Annotated in this window: 16 protein-coding genes, 5 tRNA genes and 1 pseudogene; 15 read left to right on the top strand and 7 right to left on the bottom strand. The window is 71.1% G+C overall.

Annotation, left to right across the window (positions count from 1 at the left end; genetic code table 11):
* Window positions 1-222: 222 nt before the first annotated feature.
* From ACWDZ6_RS23740 to ACWDZ6_RS23705, 8 genes are all read left to right on the top strand, one after another.
* The gene (locus ACWDZ6_RS23740) at window positions 223-1,350 is read left to right on the top strand and encodes a methionine ABC transporter ATP-binding protein (protein ID WP_451504413.1); all 1,128 of its coding nucleotides are present in this window, start codon (window positions 223-225) and stop codon (window positions 1,348-1,350) included.
* Window positions 1,347-2,015 carry a methionine ABC transporter permease gene (locus ACWDZ6_RS23735; RefSeq protein ID WP_451504412.1) on the top strand — a complete coding sequence of 223 codons (669 nt, stop codon included), beginning with the start codon at window positions 1,347-1,349 and terminating at the stop codon, window positions 2,013-2,015. The genes ACWDZ6_RS23740 and ACWDZ6_RS23735 overlap by 4 nt, the downstream gene beginning before the upstream one ends.
* An 81-nt stretch (window positions 2,016-2,096) precedes the next feature.
* A complete protein-coding gene (locus ACWDZ6_RS23730) occupies window positions 2,097-2,957 on the top strand; it encodes a MetQ/NlpA family ABC transporter substrate-binding protein (protein ID WP_451504411.1) in 861 nt (286 codons plus the stop codon).
* Window positions 2,958-3,104: 147 nt separating this feature from the next.
* Window positions 3,105-3,752: a GNAT family N-acetyltransferase gene (locus tag ACWDZ6_RS23725; RefSeq protein WP_326648648.1), complete on the top strand. Its 648-nt coding sequence runs from the start codon at window positions 3,105-3,107 to the stop codon at window positions 3,750-3,752.
* 101 nt (window positions 3,753-3,853) lie between these two features.
* Window positions 3,854-5,074 carry a precorrin-6y C5,15-methyltransferase (decarboxylating) subunit CbiE gene (cbiE, locus tag ACWDZ6_RS23720; RefSeq protein ID WP_389182942.1) on the top strand — a complete coding sequence of 407 codons (1,221 nt, stop codon included), beginning with the start codon at window positions 3,854-3,856 and terminating at the stop codon, window positions 5,072-5,074.
* 334 nt (window positions 5,075-5,408) lie between these two features.
* A complete protein-coding gene (cobT, locus tag ACWDZ6_RS23715) occupies window positions 5,409-8,780 on the top strand; it encodes a nicotinate-nucleotide--dimethylbenzimidazole phosphoribosyltransferase (protein ID WP_451504410.1) in 3,372 nt (1,123 codons plus the stop codon).
* Between the two features lie 266 nt (window positions 8,781-9,046).
* On the top strand, window positions 9,047-10,288 hold the full coding sequence (gene cobA / locus ACWDZ6_RS23710) for a uroporphyrinogen-III C-methyltransferase (protein WP_451504409.1): 1,242 nt from the start codon (window positions 9,047-9,049) through the stop codon (window positions 10,286-10,288).
* Between the two features lie 64 nt (window positions 10,289-10,352).
* Entirely contained in the window at window positions 10,353-11,171 is an 819-nt protein-coding gene (locus ACWDZ6_RS23705; RefSeq protein WP_366735108.1) for a TrmH family RNA methyltransferase, read from the top strand.
* Between the two features lie 19 nt (window positions 11,172-11,190).
* Here the strand turns inward: ACWDZ6_RS23705 and ACWDZ6_RS23700 are convergent, their stop codons facing one another.
* Complete coding sequence (locus tag ACWDZ6_RS23700) at window positions 11,191-12,354, bottom strand: serine/threonine-protein kinase (RefSeq protein ID WP_389182930.1); 1,164 nt, start codon at window positions 12,352-12,354, stop codon at window positions 11,191-11,193.
* A 223-nt stretch (window positions 12,355-12,577) separates the two neighbouring features.
* Here ACWDZ6_RS23700 and ACWDZ6_RS23695 point away from each other — a divergent pair.
* The 4 genes and pseudogenes from ACWDZ6_RS23695 to ACWDZ6_RS23680 all read left to right on the top strand — a co-directional run.
* Window positions 12,578-12,856: pseudogene (locus tag ACWDZ6_RS23695) on the top strand (hypothetical protein); the annotation flags it as partial.
* 197 nt (window positions 12,857-13,053) lie between these two features.
* Window positions 13,054-13,260: a hypothetical protein gene (locus tag ACWDZ6_RS23690; RefSeq protein ID WP_326648641.1), complete on the top strand. Its 207-nt coding sequence runs from the start codon at window positions 13,054-13,056 to the stop codon at window positions 13,258-13,260.
* A gap of 303 nt (window positions 13,261-13,563) precedes the next feature.
* Entirely contained in the window at window positions 13,564-14,529 is a 966-nt protein-coding gene (locus ACWDZ6_RS23685; protein WP_451504408.1) for a phosphotransferase family protein, read from the top strand.
* A gap of 68 nt (window positions 14,530-14,597) precedes the next feature.
* A complete protein-coding gene (locus ACWDZ6_RS23680; protein ID WP_326648639.1) occupies window positions 14,598-14,879 on the top strand; it encodes a TFIIB-type zinc ribbon-containing protein in 282 nt (93 codons plus the stop codon).
* 152 nt (window positions 14,880-15,031) lie between these two features.
* Here ACWDZ6_RS23680 and ACWDZ6_RS23675 read toward each other — a convergent pair.
* The 5 genes from ACWDZ6_RS23675 to ACWDZ6_RS23655 form a co-directional block, all read right to left on the bottom strand.
* Window positions 15,032-15,106 (bottom strand) — tRNA-Val (locus tag ACWDZ6_RS23675).
* Window positions 15,107-15,130: 24 nt separating this feature from the next.
* Window positions 15,131-15,202 (bottom strand) — tRNA-Val (locus tag ACWDZ6_RS23670).
* 21 nt (window positions 15,203-15,223) lie between these two features.
* Window positions 15,224-15,295, bottom strand: a tRNA-Val gene (locus ACWDZ6_RS23665).
* A gap of 1 nt (window position 15,296) precedes the next feature.
* Window positions 15,297-15,370: transfer RNA gene (locus ACWDZ6_RS23660), tRNA-Cys, on the bottom strand.
* A gap of 33 nt (window positions 15,371-15,403) precedes the next feature.
* Window positions 15,404-15,476, bottom strand: a tRNA-Gly gene (locus ACWDZ6_RS23655).
* A 145-nt stretch (window positions 15,477-15,621) separates the two neighbouring features.
* Between ACWDZ6_RS23655 and ACWDZ6_RS23650 the strand changes: the two genes are divergently transcribed.
* The 3 genes from ACWDZ6_RS23650 to ACWDZ6_RS23640 are packed head-to-tail and all read left to right on the top strand — an operon-like array spanning window position 15,622 to window position 18,389.
* Window positions 15,622-16,680 (top strand): chorismate-binding protein, encoded by a 1,059-nt coding sequence (locus ACWDZ6_RS23650; protein ID WP_451504473.1) that lies wholly within the window; start codon window positions 15,622-15,624, stop codon window positions 16,678-16,680.
* The gene (locus ACWDZ6_RS23645; RefSeq protein ID WP_451504407.1) at window positions 16,677-17,507 is read left to right on the top strand and encodes an aminotransferase class IV; all 831 of its coding nucleotides are present in this window, start codon (window positions 16,677-16,679) and stop codon (window positions 17,505-17,507) included. Before ACWDZ6_RS23650 ends, ACWDZ6_RS23645 begins: the two co-directional genes overlap by 4 nt.
* Before the next feature lie 42 nt (window positions 17,508-17,549).
* On the top strand, window positions 17,550-18,389 hold the full coding sequence (locus ACWDZ6_RS23640; protein WP_451504406.1) for a GNAT family N-acetyltransferase: 840 nt from the start codon (window positions 17,550-17,552) through the stop codon (window positions 18,387-18,389).
* On the opposite strand, the gene ACWDZ6_RS23635 is transcribed toward ACWDZ6_RS23640, so the two are convergent.
* Complete coding sequence (locus ACWDZ6_RS23635) at window positions 18,386-18,910, bottom strand: DsbA family protein (RefSeq protein ID WP_451504405.1); 525 nt, start codon at window positions 18,908-18,910, stop codon at window positions 18,386-18,388. The two genes, ACWDZ6_RS23640 and ACWDZ6_RS23635, sit on opposite strands and share 4 nt — an antisense overlap.
* Window positions 18,911-18,972 lie beyond the last annotated feature (62 nt).

Below are 18,972 nucleotides of genomic sequence, written 5' to 3'. Positions count from 1 at the left end.
GACCGAGGCGAACATGACGCCCGGTGCTCGTTGTCTGTGTCGAATGTGCGCCAACTGAGGGCCCCTGCCTGAGCCTCGCGCCCCGAAGCGAGACCGACAGCCGCGCCGAATCCGATCTTCCGCCTGGAACACATCGGACCGAGCTGCCCCGCGCACGCGTTGCTCCCCGGCCACAAGCCGAATCAGCCGCACCGCGCACGGCTGTCCAAACCCGAATGCCCCGTGCCCGGCGGACACCGCGCCGCGCACTCGACAGTGACGGAAACCCCTGTGATCACCACTACGGGCCTGACGAAAATTTACCGGGCTCACCATTCGCGAGGCCGCGAGGTCACCGCTCTGGACGGCGTCGACCTGCACGTCCGCGAGGGCGAGGTCTTCGGAGTCATCGGCCAGAGCGGCGCCGGCAAGTCTTCGCTCATCCGCTGCGTGAACCTGCTGGAGCGCCCCACCGCCGGCACCGTGACCGTCGCCGGCCAGGACCTCACCGCGCTGGCCGGACGCGGCCGCCGGGCCGGCAAGGAACTGCGCGAGGCGCGCAGCCGTATCGGCATGGTCTTCCAGCACTTCAACCTGCTGTCCTCGCGCAGCGTCAAGGACAACATCGAACTGCCGCTGGAGATCCTCGGGATCTCCGGCGCCGAGCGCTCCCGCAAGGCACTCGAGCTGCTCGATCTGGTGGGCCTCGCCGACAAGGCGAAGGCGTACCCCGGACAGCTCTCCGGCGGACAGAAGCAGCGTGTCGGCATCGCCCGCGCACTCGCCGGCGACCCGAAGGTGCTGCTCTCCGACGAGGCGACCAGCGCGCTCGACCCCGAGACCACCCGCTCGATCCTGCAGCTGCTGCGCGACCTCAACCGGCAGCTCGGACTGACCGTACTGCTCATCACGCACGAGATGGACGTCGTCAAGACGATCTGCGACTCGGCCGCCCTGATGAAGAAGGGGAAGATCATCGAATCCGGAACGGTGAGTGAACTGCTCGCAACGCCCGGCTCCGAGCTGGCCGAGGAGCTCTTCCCGGTCGGCGGCGAGGCTTCCGGCCCCGAGAGCACGGTCATCGACGTCACCTTCCACGGCGAGGCCGCCACCCAGCCGGTGATCTCCCAGCTCTCGCGTACGTACAACATCGACATCTCGATCCTCGGCGCCGCGATGGACACCGTCGCGGGCAAGCAGATCGGCCGGATGCGCATCGAGCTGCCCGGCCGCTACGAGGACAACGTCGTCCCCGTCGGCTTCCTGCGCGAGCAGGGCCTCCAGGTCGATGTGGTCGACCCCGACGCGCCCGCCGGATCGGTCGCTCTCCCCGCGCAGACCTCCGCGCTGGTCGGGGAAGGTGTCAAGTGAACTGGTCGGAGATGCAGCCGCTGCTGAGCCAGGGGACCGTCGACACCCTCTACATGGTGCTGTGGTCCACCCTCGTCACCGTCGCCGGCGGACTGCCGCTCGGTGTGCTGCTCGTCCTCACCGACAAGGGCGGACTGCTGCAGAACACCCCGGTGAACAAGGTCGTCGGCGTGATCGTGAACATCGGCCGCTCGCTGCCGTTCATCATCCTGCTGATCGCGCTGATCCCCTTCACCACCTTGGTCGTCGGCACCTTCATCGGCCCCACCGCGATGATCGTGCCGCTTGCCGTCGGCGCCATTCCGTTCTTCGCCCGGCTCGTCGAGACGGCGATCCGCGAGGTCGATCACGGCCTGGTCGAGGCGGTCCAGGCGATGGGCGGATCCATCTGGACGATCGTCCGCAAGGTGCTGCTGCCGCAGGCGCTGCCGTCGCTCGTCTCCGCCGTCACCACCACCGTGATCGTCCTCGTCGGCTACTCGGCGATGGCCGGCGCGGTCGGCGGCGAGGGTCTGGGCTCCAAGGCCGTCACCTACGGATTCCAGCGCTTCGAGACCCAGTTCATGCTCATCACGGTCGTCATCCTGATCGCCCTCGTCACCGTCGTACAGCTCATCGGTGACGGAGTCGTACGACTCCTGGCGCGCCGCGGCCGTACCGCCTGACAGGCCCACAGACCTCACTCCAAGAAGCCCGCACTCCTTGTCCGGGCGACGTTTCCGCACCACCAGAAAGAGGCACTCTTCGTGCGTAAGAACATCAAGCTCACCGCGGCTGCCGCCGCCACCGCCGCCCTCGCTCTCGGCCTCACGGCCTGCGGCACCGCCTCCGACCCGGCCGCCAAGTCCGGTTCCGGCGCCAAGGCCGACGAGTCCAGGGCGCTGGTCGTCGCCGCGTCCCCGACGCCGCACGCCGACATCCTCAACTACGTCAAGGACAACCTGGCGAAGAAGGCCGGACTCAAGCTCGAGGTCAAGGAGTTCACGGACTACGTCCTGCCGAACACCGCCACCGAGAGCGGCCAGGTCGACGCCAACTTCTTCCAGCACAAGCCGTACCTCGACGACTTCAACAAGAAGAACAACACCCACATCGTTCCGGTCGTCAATGTTCACCTGGAGCCGCTGGGCCTCTACTCCAAGAAGGTCAAGGACCTCAAGGAGCTCAAGTCCGGCCAGACCGTGGCCGTTCCGAACGACACCACCAACGAGGGCCGCGCGCTCAAGCTCCTCGCGGACAACGGTCTGATCACCCTCAAGTCCGGTGTCGGCTCCGGCGCCAAGCTCTCCGACATCCAGGACAAGAAGGGTCTGGAGTTCAAGGAGATCGAGGCAGCCACGCTGCCCCGCGCCCTGAACGACGTCGACGCCGCGGTCATCAACGGCAACTACGCGATCGAGGCCCACCTCAAGCCCGCCAAGGACTCCCTTGCGCTGGAGAAGGCGCAGGGCAACCCCTACGCCAACTTCCTCGCCGTCAAGGAGGGCAATGAGAAGGACGCCCGCGTGCAGAAGCTCGCGGAGCTCCTCAACTCCCCCCAGGTGAAGAAGTTCATCGAGGACACGTACGCCGGCTCGGTCGTCCCGGCCTTCGGCGCCGTCAAGTAACGCTCGCCGCAAGCCCTTTGAACGAGGCCCCACGTACCCCGACAGGTGCGTGGGGCCTCGTGCTACTCACCACCCGGCCATGCGCGTCCACCACCCGATGCTGCATGCTGTGCCTTTACGGCTACGGCCCTTACGACGGTCTTCGGCATGGAGCTGCGCATGACTACCACCTTCCCGGACGTGTCCATCAGCACGGAGCGGTTGGTGCTGCGCCCCTTCGAGGAAGCCGACATCCCGGCGCACACCGAGATGATGAACGACGAGTTGGTTACTGCCTGGACCTCAGTTCCGCAGCCCTACACGGCGGCGCACGCCGAGGAATGGGTGTGCAGGATCGCTCCTGCAGAGCGCACCGAAGGACGCGGCATCGTCCTGGCCGTCACGGAGTTCCTCACCCAGCGGCTCGTCGGAACGGTCCATCTGCAGAACACCAACTGGCGCACACTCGCCACCGAGGTCGCCTATGTGACCGCCCCCTGGGCGCGCGGCGAGGGCTACGCCACCGAATCGGTACTGGCCGTCGCCCAATGGCTCTTCAAGATCCAGAAGTTCGAGCGCATCGAGCTGCGCACAGCCGCCGACAACACCGCGTCCCAGCAGGTGGCCCAGAAGATCGGCTGCATAAGCGAGGGTGTGCTGCGTAACGCCTGGATAGCGCGAACGCAGACGGAGGACGGCGGCTGGGCCGACATCCGCACCGATCTGATCGTCTGGAGTCTGCTGCCCGAGGACATCGAGGGCGTCTCGGGCCGGATGGCGGACGCGGGCTACGCCTCCTTCACCGACTGGAACTGACGGCAGCCGCCAGAACCGATCACCGCCCGCTCCAGGTACTCTCGCCATGCCCGTGCCTGCGGGCTGTCCCGACCTGCGACAACACCAGGAGACTGACGACGATGGCCGACCGCGTCACGGTGATTGGCTGGGACGGTTCGCCCCTCACCGCAGCCGCCAGGTCCGCCCTCTCGGCCGCCACTCTGGTGGCCGGAGCCGCGCACCACCTGGCGCTGCCCGAGGTGCCGCGGGACGCGGAGCGCATCCGGCTCGGCAGCGTCGACCTCGCCGCGCGCCGGATCGCCGGGCACCGCGGCAGCGCAGTCGTCCTCGCCGACGGAGACCCGGGCTTCTTCGGGGTCGTGCGCACCCTGCGCGCGCCGGAACACGGCCTCGAGGTCGAGGTCGTCCCCGCCGTCTCCGCCGTCGCCACCGCCTTCGCCCGGGCCGGAATGCCGTGGGACGACGCACAGGTCGTCGTCGCCCACCGGCGTACGCTGCGCCGCGCCGTCAATGTGTGCCGGGCGCACTCCAAAGTCGCTGTCCTCACCTCCCCGGGCGCCGGGCCCGCGGAACTCGCCCTGCTCCTGGAAGGTGTCCACCGCACCTTCGTCATCTGCGAGGAACTCGGTACCGACCGTGAGCAGGTCACCGTCCTCACCTCCGACAAAGCCGCCGACCACGTCTGGCGCGACCCCAATGTCGTCATTGTCATCGGCGGGGCGGCGAGCGCGGCCGTGCCGGGCAGCGGCTGGATCGCCGGCCGCGACCCCGGCTATCCGCCGGCGATACGCGGCTGGGCGCTGCCGCCGGAGCCCGGCGCCGGTGCCCTCGGCGAGGGCGAGTCGGTGCAGTTGCGCGCCGCGCAACTGGCCCGCCTGGGGCCGCGTATCGGCGACCTGGTGTGGGACATCGGCTCCGCCGGCGGTTCGCTCGCCGCGGAGGCGGCCCGCTTCGGCGCCGCGGTGATCGCCGTCGACGCCGACCCGGCAGCCTGCGACCGTACCGCCGCGACGGCACGGCGCTCCGGAGTCCAGCTCCAGATCGTCCATGGCCGTGCGCCGCATGTGCTGGAGCGGCTGCCCGAGCCCGATGTCGTACGGATCGGGGGTGGGGGCGTACCGGTGGTGACCGCCTGTGCCGACCGGCGGCCGCAGCGCATCGTGACCCATGCCTCGACCCGGGACGAGGCCGAGGCGATCGGCGCGGCACTGGCTGCCGGCGGCTACGTCGTCGAATGCGCTCTTCTGCAGTCCGTCGAAATGGACACCGCGGCATGGGCGGAGCGGGAGCGTTCCGTCGTTTTTCTGCTCTCCGGCCGCCAGCCGGACCGCGCCCCCTGACCCTGCCGCCGCACGGCGCGGGGTAGGCTGGCCGATTGTTGTACCGCACCCGGTCGTTCGTCGCTTCGTTCGTCAATGTCCGGAAAAAGGGGTCCATTTGGCTCCCGTATGTGGTACGTCGGGACCGGGGGAGGCGCAACGTGGCGCAGCCCACATCGGACCGTGGCGGATCTCCCTGCCGCGGCGGCGAACGGCCGCGAGAATGCCTTGTGTCCGTGGGCCGATCGTGCCGCGCGGCGCTCACGCTCGTTCTTGTTGACGGGCGTCAGGTGTGCCGTGGTCGGGTGCCCCGGGCGATGGGCGAAGGAGCACAAGCGATGGGCGAGGGGTACGCATGACTGACACCGGCCAGATCCCGGGCGAGGGGCTGCCGGAGAACGCAGGCATGGTGGAGCAGCCGGGCATCCCCGCTCCTGGCGCGTACACCTTCCTGGGCCCCTCCGAGAACGGTCCCGAAGAAGATGATCTCCTGCTGATGCCGGGTGCGCAGGGCGCGTGGAGCGACCCGCAGCCGGGCGCGGCGCCGGTCGCGCCGGGCATGGGGGCGCAGGGGCCGGTGGCTCAGGCGCCGGTCGCGCAGATGCCGATGGCTCCGGCGCCCGCGCACGCCGCGGGTGGGCTCGCGCCTGTGGCTGTGCCGGTGTCGGGAGACCGGGCGCCGACGCCCGAGCAGCCGGCTTCCGGGCGGCAGTTTTCCGAGCATCAGGGCTTTGAGCAGCAGTTTTCCGAGCACCTGGGTTCCCAGCAGCATGTCGGGGTGCCCGCGTCGGCGCAGCGGCCCGCGGGTCAGGAGTTCGCGGGTCAGGAGTTCGCGGGTCAGGAGTTCGCGGGTCAGGAGTTTGCGGGTCAGGAGTTTGCGGGCCAAGAGTTCGCCGGCCGGGAGTTCGCGGGTCAGGAGTTCGCGTCTCAGGAATTTGCGGCGCCGGAGTCCGCAGCGACGCTCGAGCCGGTCGCTCCGGCCTTCGCGGAAGAACAGCCCGCGGCCGAGGCCTTCGCGGCGGCCGCACAGGTCCCGCCGCTGTCCGAGCCGGGCGCGCACGAGGCCGGTGGCCGTGACTCCGGTTCGGTCGACCTCAATGGCGTACGCATCCCGCCCACCTCCGCCACGCCGACTCCGCCGCCCGCGCGCCGGCCGCTGCACATGGGCCCGCCGGTGCCCGACAGCACGGGTGGCGTGGTGCGCTCCCTCGCCGACCGCGGACCGGCGGGTACACCGCCGCCGCACGCCGTGCCCGCGCCCGGCCCCGCGTCGCCCGCGACGGGCCTGGAGTACCTCGACGTCCCGCGCGACGGGTCGGCGGGGACGCTGCCGGGCCCGCAGCTGGGTGAGATCCCGCCGCAGGCCGGAGCCCCTTGGGACCCTCAGCCTCCGCAGCCCCAGATGTTCACCGCCGTCCCAGCAGAAACGGTCGTCCCTGAGCCTGCTCCGGTGGTTGCCGAGGCCGTGGCTGTTCCCGCCCCGGCCCCCGAGCCGGAGCCGACACCCGCCGGACAGTTCGTCCCCGTCGACGGACCGCTGCCCGCCATGCCCTACCTGGCGCCGGTCGATGTGCCGGGGCAGCCCGAGGTGGTTCAGCCCGAGAGGGTGCAGGTCGAGATGATGCAACAGGAGCCCGAGCCCGAGCCGGCGGCCGAGCCCGTGCCTGTGTCTGTGCAGGAACAGGAAGTTGAAGCCGTGGTGGAGCCGGAACCGGTGTCCCTGCCGGAGCCGGAAGCCGGGGCCAAGGTGCCCGCGCCGCGTGACGGTGGCTGGGACATGCCCCAGGAAGTGTCCGCGGAGACCGCTGCCCAGCCGGCCCCCGAAGTCGAGCCCGAGCCCGAGTCGGCTCCCGAGGTGATCGAGGTGATGAACGTGGCCGAGGTCGTCGAGGCCGAGGAGCCCGCGCCCGCACCCGAGCCCGCACCTGAGTCCGTGCCCACACCCGCGCCCGCACCCGGGCCCGAGCAGGTGCCCGCGGCGGCCGCTGCCCGGACCGCTCCCGCACCCGCCTATGACGACGCCGAGCGCGAAGCCGTCCTGCGCGTGATGCGGGAGCGCCGCGACATCCGCAACGGCTTCCGTTCCGACCCCATCCCGCACGAGGTACTGCTGCGCGTCCTCGAAGCCGCGCACACGGCCCCCAGCGTCGGCCACTCGCAGCCCTGGGATTTCGTCGTCATCCGCTCCGCCGAGACCCGGCGGAGCATGCACGAACTGGCGCAGCGCCAGCGGGAGGCGTACGCCAAGTCGCTGCCGAAGGGACGGGCCAAGCAGTTCAAGGAACTGAAGATCGAGGCCATCCTCGACACCCCGGTGAACATCGTGGTCACCGCCGACCCGACACGCGGCGGCCGCCACACCCTCGGTCGGCACACCCAGCCGCAGATGGCCCCGTACTCCTCGGCTCTCGCCGTCGAGAACCTCTGGCTCGCCGCCCGGGCCGAAGGCCTCGGCGTCGGCTGGGTCAGCTTCTTCGACGAGCGCGAGATGGTGCGCGCGCTGGGTCTGCCTGAGCACCTCGAGGTCGTGGCCTACCTCTGTGTCGGTTACGTCGACGAGTTCCCGGAGGAGCCCGAGCTGATGCAGGCGGGCTGGTCCAAGCGCCGGCCGCTGTCGTGGGTCGTGCACGAGGAGACGTACGGCCGCCGCGCCCTGCCCGGCGAGGAGCCGCACGATCTGCTCCAGGAGACCGTCTCCAACATCCGTCCGCTGGACGCGAAGGCGCTCGGTGAGGCATGGGAGCGACAGAAGCGGATGACCAAGCCGGCCGGGGCGCTCGGCATGCTGGAGATCATCTCCGCGCAGCTGAGCGGCCTGTCCCGGATGTGCCCGCCGCCGATCCCGGAGCCCGCGGCGGTCGCGATCTTCGCGGGTGACCACGGGGTGCACGCGCAGGGGGTCACCGCCTGGCCGCAGGAGGTGACGGCGCAGATGGTCGCCAACTTCCTTGGCGGCGGGGCGGTCTGCAACGCTTTCGCCAACCAGGTCGGCGCCGAGGTCTGCGTCATCGACGTGGGCGTCGCCGGGGACCTTCCCGCCACACCGGGTCTGCTGCCGCGCAAGGTCAGGCCAGGTACGGCCGACTTCACGACAGGTCTCGCGCTGAGTCGCGAGGAGGTCCTCTCGGCGGTCGAGGTCGGCATCGAGACGGCGCGGGACTTGGTGGCCGCAGGGAACAAGGCGCTGCTCACCGGCGAGATGGGCATCGCCAACACGACGGTCTCGGCGGCGCTGATCGCCGTGTACACCGAGATCGACCCGAGCGAGATCACGGGCCGCGGTACCGGCATCAACGACGAGATGCACGCCCGCAAGGTCGACGTCGTGCGCCGCGCGCTGGAACTGCACGCGCCGGACCCGGCGGACCCGATCGGCGTGCTGTCGGCGGTCGGCGGCCTGGAGCACGCGGCGCTGGTCGGCTTCATCCTGGGCGGCGCGTCGCTGCGTACGCCGGTGGTGCTGGACGGAGTCTCGGCGGGCGCGGCGGCACTGGTGGCCCGTGCGATCGCCCCCGAGGCCCTGGCGGCCTGCATCGCGGGCCACCGCAGTGCGGAGCCGGGTCACGTGGCGGCCCTCAACAAGCTGGGTCTGCGCCCCCTGGTGGACCTGGACCTCCGCCTCGGCGAGGGCACGGGCGCGCTGCTGGCGCTCCCGGTGGTCCAGAGCGCGGCCAGGGCGATGCATGAGGTGGCAACGTTCGACTCCGCCGGCGTGACGGAGAAGTAACGGTCGCGGTATGGGGGTCGGGGCGCCGGGAGTGGTGGGCGCCCGGCCCCGCGTGACCTCCCGGCGGCGGCCCGATTGCCCAGGTGGCTGTCCCGGATCCGGGAAGGCGCGGGGCGTGGGGCCTGGTGGAGAGACTCTCCCGGCCCCACCCCCGCACCCCCCGCCCCGTAAGCTGGTCCGCGGGCGCTGACAACCCGCCCACCAGCCGCTTCAGCGCCGCAGCGGACCCGTACCACGCACGTCCCGCCCGAGGAGTCCGTACCGTCATGGCCGAGAACGCCGCGCGCGCCGCGCACCCCGCCTATCCCGTCGGACTCCGCCTCTCCGGGCGGCGCGTCGTCGTCATCGGCGGCGGCCAGGTCGCCCAGCGCCGGCTGCCCGCGCTCATCGCGGCCGGTGCCGACATCGTTCTCGTATCGCCGTCCGCGACGCCCTCCGTCGAGGCGATGGCCGACGCCGGCGAGATCCGCTGGATCAAGCGCGCCTACGAGGACGGCGACCTCGCCGACACCTGGTACGCCCTCGTCGCCACCTCCGACGCCGACGCGAACAACGCCGCATCCGCCGAGGCCGAGCGCACCCGCACCTGGTGCGTACGCTCCGACGACGCCGGTGCCGCGACCGCCTGGACCCCCGCGACAGGCCGGTCCGAAGGCGTGACCGTCGCAGTCCTCACCACTGAGGTGTCCGGCCGAGACCCCCGACGGTCCGCCGCCCTGCGCGACGCCATCGTCGAGGGCCTGCGCGACGGGACCCTCGCCGCCCCCCATCACCGCACCCGTACCCCGGGCGTCGCTCTCGTCGGTGGTGGTCCGGGAGATCCCGACCTGATCACCGTTCGCGGCCGCCGGCTCCTCGCCGAGGCCGACGTTGTCATCGCCGACCGCCTCGGCCCCCGTGACCTCCTCGACGAACTCCCGCCGCACGTCGAGGTTATCGACGCCGCGAAGATCCCGTACGGCCGTTACATGGCCCAGGAGGCCATCAACAACGCCCTGATCGAGCACGCCAAGGCCGGGAAGGCGGTCGTACGGCTCAAGGGCGGCGACCCCTTCGTCTTCGGCCGCGGCATGGAAGAGGCCCAGGCCCTCGCCGAGGCCGGCATCGCCTGCACCGTCGTGCCCGGTATCTCCAGCTCGATCTCTGTCCCGGGCGCCGCCGGAATCCCGGTCACCCACCGCGGAGTGGCCCACGAGTTCACCGTCGTCAGTGGCCATGTCGCCCCGGACGACGAGCGTTCGCTCGTCGACTGGCCGTCCCTCGCCAAGCTCCGCGGCACTCTGGTCGTCCTCATGGGCGTCGACAAGATCGGCGCGATCGCGCAGACCCTTGTCGCCCATGGGAAGGCCCCCGAGACCCCCGTCGCGCTGGTCCAGGAGGGCACGACCGCCTCCCAGCGACGTGTCGACGCCACCCTCGCGACCGTCGCCGAGACGGCCAGGGCCGAGGACGTACGGCCCCCGGCCGTCATCGTCATCGGCGACGTGGTCGCCGTAGGAACAAAGTAACCAGCGGTAACCCAACGCGGCCCCAGCCGTTGGCACCGCACCCCGGAGAAGGCAGTATCACCCTGTGGCTGATCTCATCACTGTCGAGGATCCCGACGACCCGCGCCTGCGCGACTACACGGGCCTGACCGACGTCGAGCTCCGGCGCAGGCGCGAACCCGCCGAGGGCCTGTTCATCGCCGAGGGCGAGAAGGTCATCAGACGGGCCAAGGACGCCGGTTACGAGATGCGCTCCATGCTGCTCTCGGCCAAATGGGTCGATGTGATGCGCGATGTCATGGACGAACTCCCGGCCCCGGTCTACGCCGTCAGCCCGGAGCTCGCCGAGCGGGTCACCGGCTACCACGTGCACCGCGGCGCGCTCGCCTCCATGCAGCGCAAGCCGCTGCCGACGGCCGACGAGCTGCTCCGGACGACCCGACGGGTGGTCGTGATGGAGTCGGTGAACGACCACACCAACATCGGCGCGATCTTCCGCAGCGCCGCCGCTCTCGGCATGGACGCCGTGCTGCTCTCCCCGGACTGTGCGGACCCCCTCTACCGCCGCTCGGTCAAGGTCTCCATGGGCGCGGTCTTCTCCGTCCCGTACGCCCGCCTCGAATCCTGGCCCAAGGGCCTGGAGTCCGTACGGGAAGCGGGTTTCAGGCTCCTCGCTCTCACCCCCGACGAGAAGGCCTCGGCGATCGACGACGCGGCCCCGCACCGGCTGGAGCGCGTCGCGCTGATGCTCGGCGCGGAGGGCGACGGGCTCTCCACCCAGGCGCTGGTCGCCGCCGACGAGTGGGTACGCATCCCGATGTCGCACGGCGTCGACTCGCTCAACGTGGGCGCGGCCGCCGCGGTCGCGTTCTACGCCGTGGCGACGGGCCGCCCGCAGTCCTGAACCCGAACAGCCACCACAGCTAGAGCTGCTGGGCCGCGGCGATGCCCAGCGCCACGATCAGCGTCACCACGAAGAACACGATGATCCGCTGCCGCAGCAGCCGCGGGTTGGCGGGCCGCCGCCCGGTCGACGTCGGCCGGGTACCGGGCCTGGTGCCCTGACGGCCGTTTGTCCGGGAGGTGTTGCGGGGCGCCTGGGGGCGCGTCCCGCCGGTGCGCGAGGGCTGCGGCCGCGGCACCGACGTGCCCGCCGTACGCCGCTCCATACGTTCGGTCCGCTCCGAACGCTCCGGATAGCGTGACGTCGGACGGTCCTCCTCGACACGCGCGCGCTGGGACGGCGGCCGGGCCTCCGGCAGCCCCTGGGCCTCCCGGGCCGCGATCTCCTTGAGCCGCATCGACAGCTGCAGCGTGCTGGGCCGCTCCTCGGGATCCTTCGCCAGACAGGCCTGTACGAGCGGAGCAAGTGCGTCCGGGACCCCGTACAGCTGCGGCTCCTCGTGCACCACCCGGTAGAGCATGACCTCCGAACTGCCGTGCCCGAAGGGGGAGTCCGCGGTCGCGGCGTACGCCAGCGTGGCACCCAGCGCGAAGACGTCCGTGGCCGGCGTGACCGCCGCGCCGCGCACCTGCTCGGGCGCGAGGAACCCCGGGGAGCCCACCGCCGTGCCGACATGGGTGAGCGTGCTCGCGCCGGTCGCCCAGGCGATGCCGAAGTCGATGATCCGGGGGCCCTTGGGGGAGAGCAGGATGTTCGACGGCTTCAGGTCCCGGTGTACGACGCCGGCCTCGTGCACCGCGACCAGGCCCTCCGAGAGTGCCGCACCGATCGTGGCCACATCGGCGGCCTGCAGCGGGCCTCCCTCGGCGACCTTGTCGTGCAGCGAAGGACCGGGGACGTACTGCGTGGCGAACCACGGGCGCTCCGCCTCGAGATCGGCCGCCACCAGCCGTGCCGTACAGCCGCCGCGGATCCGTCGCGCGGCCGAAACCTCGCGCGCGAACCGCGATCTGAACTCCTGGTCCTCGGCCAGATCCGGCCGGATCACCTTGAGGGCGACGCGCTGGCCGCGGCGGTCGGAGCCCAGGTAGACGACGCCCATGCCACCTGCACCGAGGCGCCTGTGAAGTCTGAACGAGCCGACGACACGCGGGTCCTCGCGCCGGAGCCGCATCATCGCCATGTCCGTCCCCTACCTACGGTGGGGAGACCCCACCCCCGCTACTACGGTCGTCCGTTTGACGTGGCACAGCTTACGTACCCCTGTCCCGGTGTGCTCATAGGCCGCGCCCTCACGGTCCGATCGATTGTCAGTGCCGGACGGTAAAAGTGAAGAGTGGTCAGGGGCTCGCGGATCCAACGCTCCTGGCCCGTGCGAGATCCCAAAGGTCCGTCGCAGAAGGGGGATTGAACAAGGGAAGGGTGACCGCGTGGAGATTGTGTGGACGCGGGTGACCCGACTCGTGCATACCAAGTGGAGGCAAGCCGGGGGCCGCCGGGTCGAGACGGCGGTGCACGAAGGGGTGGTGGAAGTGAGCGAAGTCACCTGGGGGCACCTCCCGGCGGTAGCCGGGGGAGGATCGGGCGTGCTGACGGCCCGTTTCATGGCCGGCCGGGTGCCGGCTCCGGTCGAGCAGCCGGTCCCGCGGGAGGCCGTCTCCGCGCGCCCCCTCCGGGAAGACCCCAAGGCCCGGGGCCGCGTCTCCACCCTGGGGAGTACGTCGCCGGGTTGTGGCTCATCCTCCGGGAGGCCCGGCAATCGGTACGCGGGCATGACGCCCGGGCCTTGTCGCTTCCCTAATGTTGAAGTCAAGCGGCGGGTGCAGCACTCGTCCCCCGAGGTCAGACACCCGCCGCTGCCACATACGACAGGAGAGGGACCATGGCGGACACGGCTTCGCGGATGATGATCCGCATGCAGGGACGCAAGGCTTACGCCGCGTTCGGCGGCCGCCCGTCCGGTACGCGCCACCCGTTGGTGGCGACGGCCATGGTTCTTCCTCTGGCGGCACTGCTGGTGGTCGTCTTCGGCGGCTGGGATGCGGTGGTCACACAGGCGTCGTCCGTGGGCGTGATGCTGGGGCGCTGAGCGGCGCCCCGGACCCGGAAGAGCGGTCCGGGTCGGGGACATCCGGCCAACAACCCCGTGGGGACGGGGGTGCGGCGGACGGCAGCGTTTGGCCGGTCAGCTGGGGAGCTGACCGGCCATCGCGCTGCCCGGGCGCATGCGGTGGCCCCGGGCACCTCCACCGCTGCGCACTCGGCGGCACCCACCCGCCCCGGCGTAGGCTCTCCCAGTCGGCCAGTCGGCCAGTCGGCCAGTCGGCCAGTCGGCCAGTCGGCCAGTCGGCCAGTCGGCCAGTCGGCCCGCACCGCATCCGGGGGAAAGACCGTGACCGCATCCGTCATACGCGCGCTCGCCGACGTCGCACGTGACGCCGCGCATCTGCCCGCGCCGCGGCAGGCGTGCCGGGCCTGCGGGCGGGACGAGTCCGTCCTCGCCGACCGGGCCGACGGCGCCGTCGTACGGCACGGTGACGCCGTCGCCAAGGCCCACGCACCCGGCACCGACCCGGACGGACACCGGGTCCGGCTCGCCGTCGCGGCCCACCCCCGCCTCGCCGGCATCCTGCTGCCCCCGCTCCCGCTCCATGTGCGGGACGTACGCGGCAGACCCGTCACCGCCTGGCCCTACGGTCTCCCCGTCGACCCCGCGGACCCCGACGCGGCGCCCTGGGAGGAGGCCGCCGTCCTCCTCGCCCGGCTGCACTCCATCGAGCCCGCCGTACTCCCCGCGCCCCTCCCGCCCATGCGCGGCCCCGCCAAGGTCGCCCTGGCCCAGGCGCGGATGCGGAAGGCGGCCGCGTGGCATCCGGCGGCCGCCACGGTCCGGCGCGCCTGGGACCGGCTCCCCGCCTGGGCCCGCGACGAGGCCCCGTCTCCGCGGGCAGGCACTCTCTGCCACGGCGATCTCCACCTCGGACAGCTCGTCCGCCACCCCGCCCCGGCCGGCCCCTGGCTGCTGATCGACGTCGACGACCTCGGCCTGGGCGATCCGGCCTGGGACCTGGCCCGTCCCGCCGCCTGGTACGCGGCCGGACTGCTGCCTCCGGAGATCTGGCAGCGGTTCCTCGGCGCCTACACCGCGGCACACGGCCCGGCCGTCACCGGTGATGGCGACCCCTGGCCCCAACTCGATGTTCCCGCCCGTGCCTTGACCGTCCAGACCGCCGCCCTGGCCCTCGCGAAATCCGCCGTGGAGGAGCGGGACCTGGACGAGGTCGAGCAGACCATGATCGACGCCTGTGCCCGAATTGCGGCCCTCCCGCCCGAGTTGGAGTTCGAGCCTCCGTCGTAGTCTGAACTCCTCATCGCCGGGCATTCATCCCGGCGATGCCGATCGAACGGCGAGGAGCTGAGCAGACCATGCAGTGTCCCAAGTGCCATGCAGCGATGCACACGTACAACCGCAATGGCGTCCAGATCGAGCAGTGCAGCGGCTGCCGGGGGATATTCCTGGACTACGGCGAGCTGGAGTCCCTGACCCGCCTCGAGTCGCAGTGGACGCAGCAGGCCCCGCCCCCGCCGCCGGCCCCGCAGGCCTACCCGGCCGCTCCCGCCCCCGCCTGGGGCGCGCCGCACCATGGCGGACACCATGGCGGGCACCACCGCCAGAAGAGCTTCGGCCGGATGCTCTTCTCCTCCTGAGCGGCTCCTGAACCTGCTGCGGGCCCCGGACTTCGTGCCGCCGGGCCCGCAGGGCGTGCCGCGGGCCCGCTTCGTCCCGGCCCACACCCGGGTGAGAAGCCCGCGGCGCAACGACAGAACCCCCGGCCGTCGAGACGGTCGGGGGTTCCGGCTGGTGCGCGATACTGGGATTGAACCAGTGACCTCTTCCGTGTCAGGGAAGCGCTCTCCCGCTGAGCTAATCGCGCGGGACGATCTTGCGTGGTACTGCGTGCGCGATACTGGGATTGAACCAGTGACCTCTTCCGTGTCAGGGAAGCGCTCTCCCGCTGAGCTAATCGCGCGAGGAATCCATACGGATCCAGTGGACGATACTGGGATTGAACCAGTGACCTCTTCCGTGTCAGGGAAGCGCTCTCCCGCTGAGCTAATCGTCCTTGGAGGTGGAGACGGGATTTGAACCCGTGTAGACGGCTTTGCAGGCCGTTGCCTCGCCTCTCGGCCACTCCACCCGGAGTGCAGGGGTTCGGGAAGATCCCCCATCGAGCGGACGACGAGATTCGAACTCGCGACCCTCACCTTGGCAAGGTGATGCTCTACCAACTGAGCCACGTCCGCTTGTCGTTTCCGGTTCACTCACGCGTCCCGGCGACGTGTTGAACTCTAGCGGATTACTGGGCCAGCACAAAAACACGTTTCCGCAGCGTGCTGAGGTGTGCTCATGCCGCAGCAGGTCATCGGCGCCCGCCCTAGACTCACAGACGTGCACGACCTTGCTCCTTTGGCCCGTTTCGGCTCCCTCGTCGCCTCAGACCTGCGGGATGTCACCAGCGACCCCGAAGCCCTCGACTCGGCCGGCTTCTGGGCCGTTGCCGCGGACTTCGAGGGCCGTCTGACCTGCGCCCGCTTCGGCGAAGTACGCACGGAGCCGGTGCCCGACCCCGTGCCGGGGCAGTGGCGCGGACCGGCCGCCGACCACTGGACGTCCTCCCTGGACCGCGCCGCGTACGCCGCGGGCGTACGCCGCATCCGCGAGCACATCGCCGCGGGCGAGGTCTACCAGGCGAATCTCTGCCGCGTCCTGTCCGCGCCGCTGCCCGACCCGGCAGCCGCCGACGTCGACGCCCTCACGGCACTCCTGGCGCGCGGCAACCCCGCCCCGTACGCAGGAACGATCCGGCTGCCCGGGCACGGCGTGGAGATCGCCACCGCCTCGCCCGAGCTGTATCTCCGGCGCGACGGGCGCACCGTCGAATCCGGGCCGATCAAGGGCACCGGCCGCACCGCCGGGGACCTGCTGGAGAAGGACCACGCGGAGAACGTGATGATCGTGGACCTGGTCCGCAACGACCTGGGGCGGGTCTGCGCCACGGGTACCGTGACCGTCCCCGCGCTGTGCGCGGTCGAGCCGCACCCCGGGCTCGTCCACCTCGTCTCCACCGTGCGCGGCGAGCTGACCCCCAAGGCGGGCTGGCAGGAGCTGCTGACGGCCACCTTCCCGCCGGGTTCGGTGACCGGGGCGCCCAAGTCCAGTGCGCTGAAGATCATCGAGGCGCTGGAGACGGCGCCCCGCGGCCCGTACTGCGGAGGCATCGGCTGGGTCGACGCCGACCGTGGCACGGGCGAGCTCGCCGTCGGCATACGCACCTTCTGGATCGACCGTGACGGCCTCGGGGGACCGGTGCTCCGCTTCGGCACCGGTGCCGGTATCACCTGGGGATCCGACCCCGTGCGCGAGTGGGAGGAGACCGAGCTGAAGGCCGCCCGGCTGCTCGCGGTAGCGTCGGGGGTGTACGAAGCAAGCGGAAGGACAGCTCGATGAAGCTTTGGGTCAATGGCGGACTCACGGATGCCGACGACGCCCGGGTGTCAGTGTTCGACCACGGGCTGACCGTCGGCGACGGCATCTTCGAGACCGTCAAGGCTGTCCACGGGCAGCCCTTCGCGCTCACCCTCCATCTCGACCGGATGACTCGCTCTGCCGCCGGTCTCGGCCTGCCGGAGCCGGACCACGACGAGGTGCGTCGCGCCTGCTCCGCCGTGCTGGACGCCAATCCGATGAAGCTCGGCCGGCTGCGCATCACCTACACCGGCGGAGTCTCACCCCTCGGCTCCGACCGGGGCACCGCAGGGCCGACCCTGGTCGTCGCGCTCGGCGAGACCGAGCGCCGCCCCGACGCCACCGCGGTGATCACCGTCCCCTGGACCCGCAATGAGCGCGGTGCCCTGACCGGCCTGAAGACGACGTCGTACGGGGAGAATGTCGTCGCCCTCGCCAGGGCGAGCGAGCAGGGCGCGTCCGAGGCGCTCTTCGCCAACACCGTCGGACAGCTCTGTGAGGGCACGGGCTCCAATGTCTTCGTCGTCATCGACGGCGAGTTGCTCACCCCTCCCGTCTCCTCCGGCTGCCTCGCGGGCATCACCCGCGCCCTGGTCGTGGCATGGGCGGGAGCCAAGGAGACCGACCTGCCGTTCGACGTACTGGACCGGGCCGAGGAGATCTTCCTGACCTCCACGCTCCGCGACGTCCAGGCGGTCCACGCAATCGACGGACGCCGGATCGCGGAAGCGCCGGGACCGGTGACCGCCAAGGCCATGCGGATCTTCGAGGAGCGCGCGGCCGCCGACCCCGAGCCGAATGCTCCGTAAATCTCGTGACGGGTTGCCCCGGCGGCGGGTAGAACTCCCCTGATGACCACCACCCTGCGGCCTACCGGGCCGATTCAGCACGAGGCCGACGGCGCGAAGTCACGTGTGTACGAGGTCTGCGTGAACGGCCGTCCTGTCGGCAGCACCGAGATCGCCACATTCCCCGCGCTCAGCGCCAAGGCCGGCGCCATACGCTCGCTGCGGATCGACGAGGCGGACCGGCGGCGCGGACGCGCGACCGTCGCCGCCCTCGCCGCCGAAGAGGTGCTGCGCGGCTGGGGGTGCACCCAGGTACTGGCATCCGTACCGCCCGACGCCACCGCCGCGCTGCGGCTGACGAGCGCACTCGGCTACACCGAACGCAGCCGCAGCATGCGCAAGACACTTCCCGCGGAGCCGCCCGCTCTGCCCGCGCACGTCCAAGGCCGTCCGATGAGCGAGGCGGAGTTCGAGGAGTGGCGTGCTCACGCCGTCGAGAGTTACGCACAGAGCTGGATCGACCGCGGCGTTCCGGCCGAGGAGGCGCGCGCCAAGTCCGAGGCCGATCACCGCGAGAGCCTGCCCGACGGCCTCGCCACCCCGGGGACCTCGCTCAGTGTCCTGGTCCATGACGGCGTGATCGTCGGGCATCTCTTCCTCGGGCGGCGCGAGGCGCGCTTCGACGAGCAGGCGTCGTTCGTGTACGACGTCCAAGTCGTCGACGGACACCGGGGACAGGGCCACGGGCGCTCCCTGATGCTGCTCGCCGAGCGCCTCTCGATCGATGCCGGGATGCGCCTGCTCGCCCTGCATGTCTTCACCGGCAACACCCCGGCGATCAGCCTCTACGAATCCCTCGGCTACGAAACGACCGCCGTCAACCTCTTCAAACCGCTGCTCTAGGAGTGGGACCCGGAGCCGGCGAGCAGCCGGTCGGCGATCTCCTCGATACGTGCCCGCAGCCCCTCCTGGCTCTTGCCGCCGTCGAGGCGCTCGCCGTCGATGACATACGTCGGAGTGCCCGTCACACCGATCGCTTTGCCCTCGGCCTGGTCGGCGTCGACGATCAGGATGTGCCGGCCGTCGATCAGCGCGGTGTCGAACTCATCGGCGTCCAGACCCAGTTCGCGCGCCACCTCCAGCAGGAAGGGCTCGCCCTTCGCCGCGAGCTCGTCGGTGCGCTCGAGCACCGCCTCCACATACGGCCAGGTCGTGCCCTGCTCGGCCGCCTCCTCCGCGGCCTGGGCGGCGGCGAAGGCGTGCTTGTGCTTCTCGAGCGGGAAGTGGCGCAGCCGCAGCTCGAGCCGGTCGCCGTAGCGCTCGCGCAGGGCCCGCAGGTCCACCAGGGCGCTGCGGCAGTCGGGGCACTGGAGCTCGCACCAGACGTCGAGCACGACGGGGCGGGCGGTGGTGGAGTCGTTCATGGGGCCAGTCTCCCAGCCCGTCTCCCCATGCCCCAACCGGGACCTGGGGAGGAGGATGTCCC

This window comes from Streptomyces sp. NPDC002926, assembly GCF_053591755.1.
The sequence above is the reverse complement of the archived record's forward strand: the minus strand, read 5'-3'. Positions and strand labels throughout refer to the sequence as shown.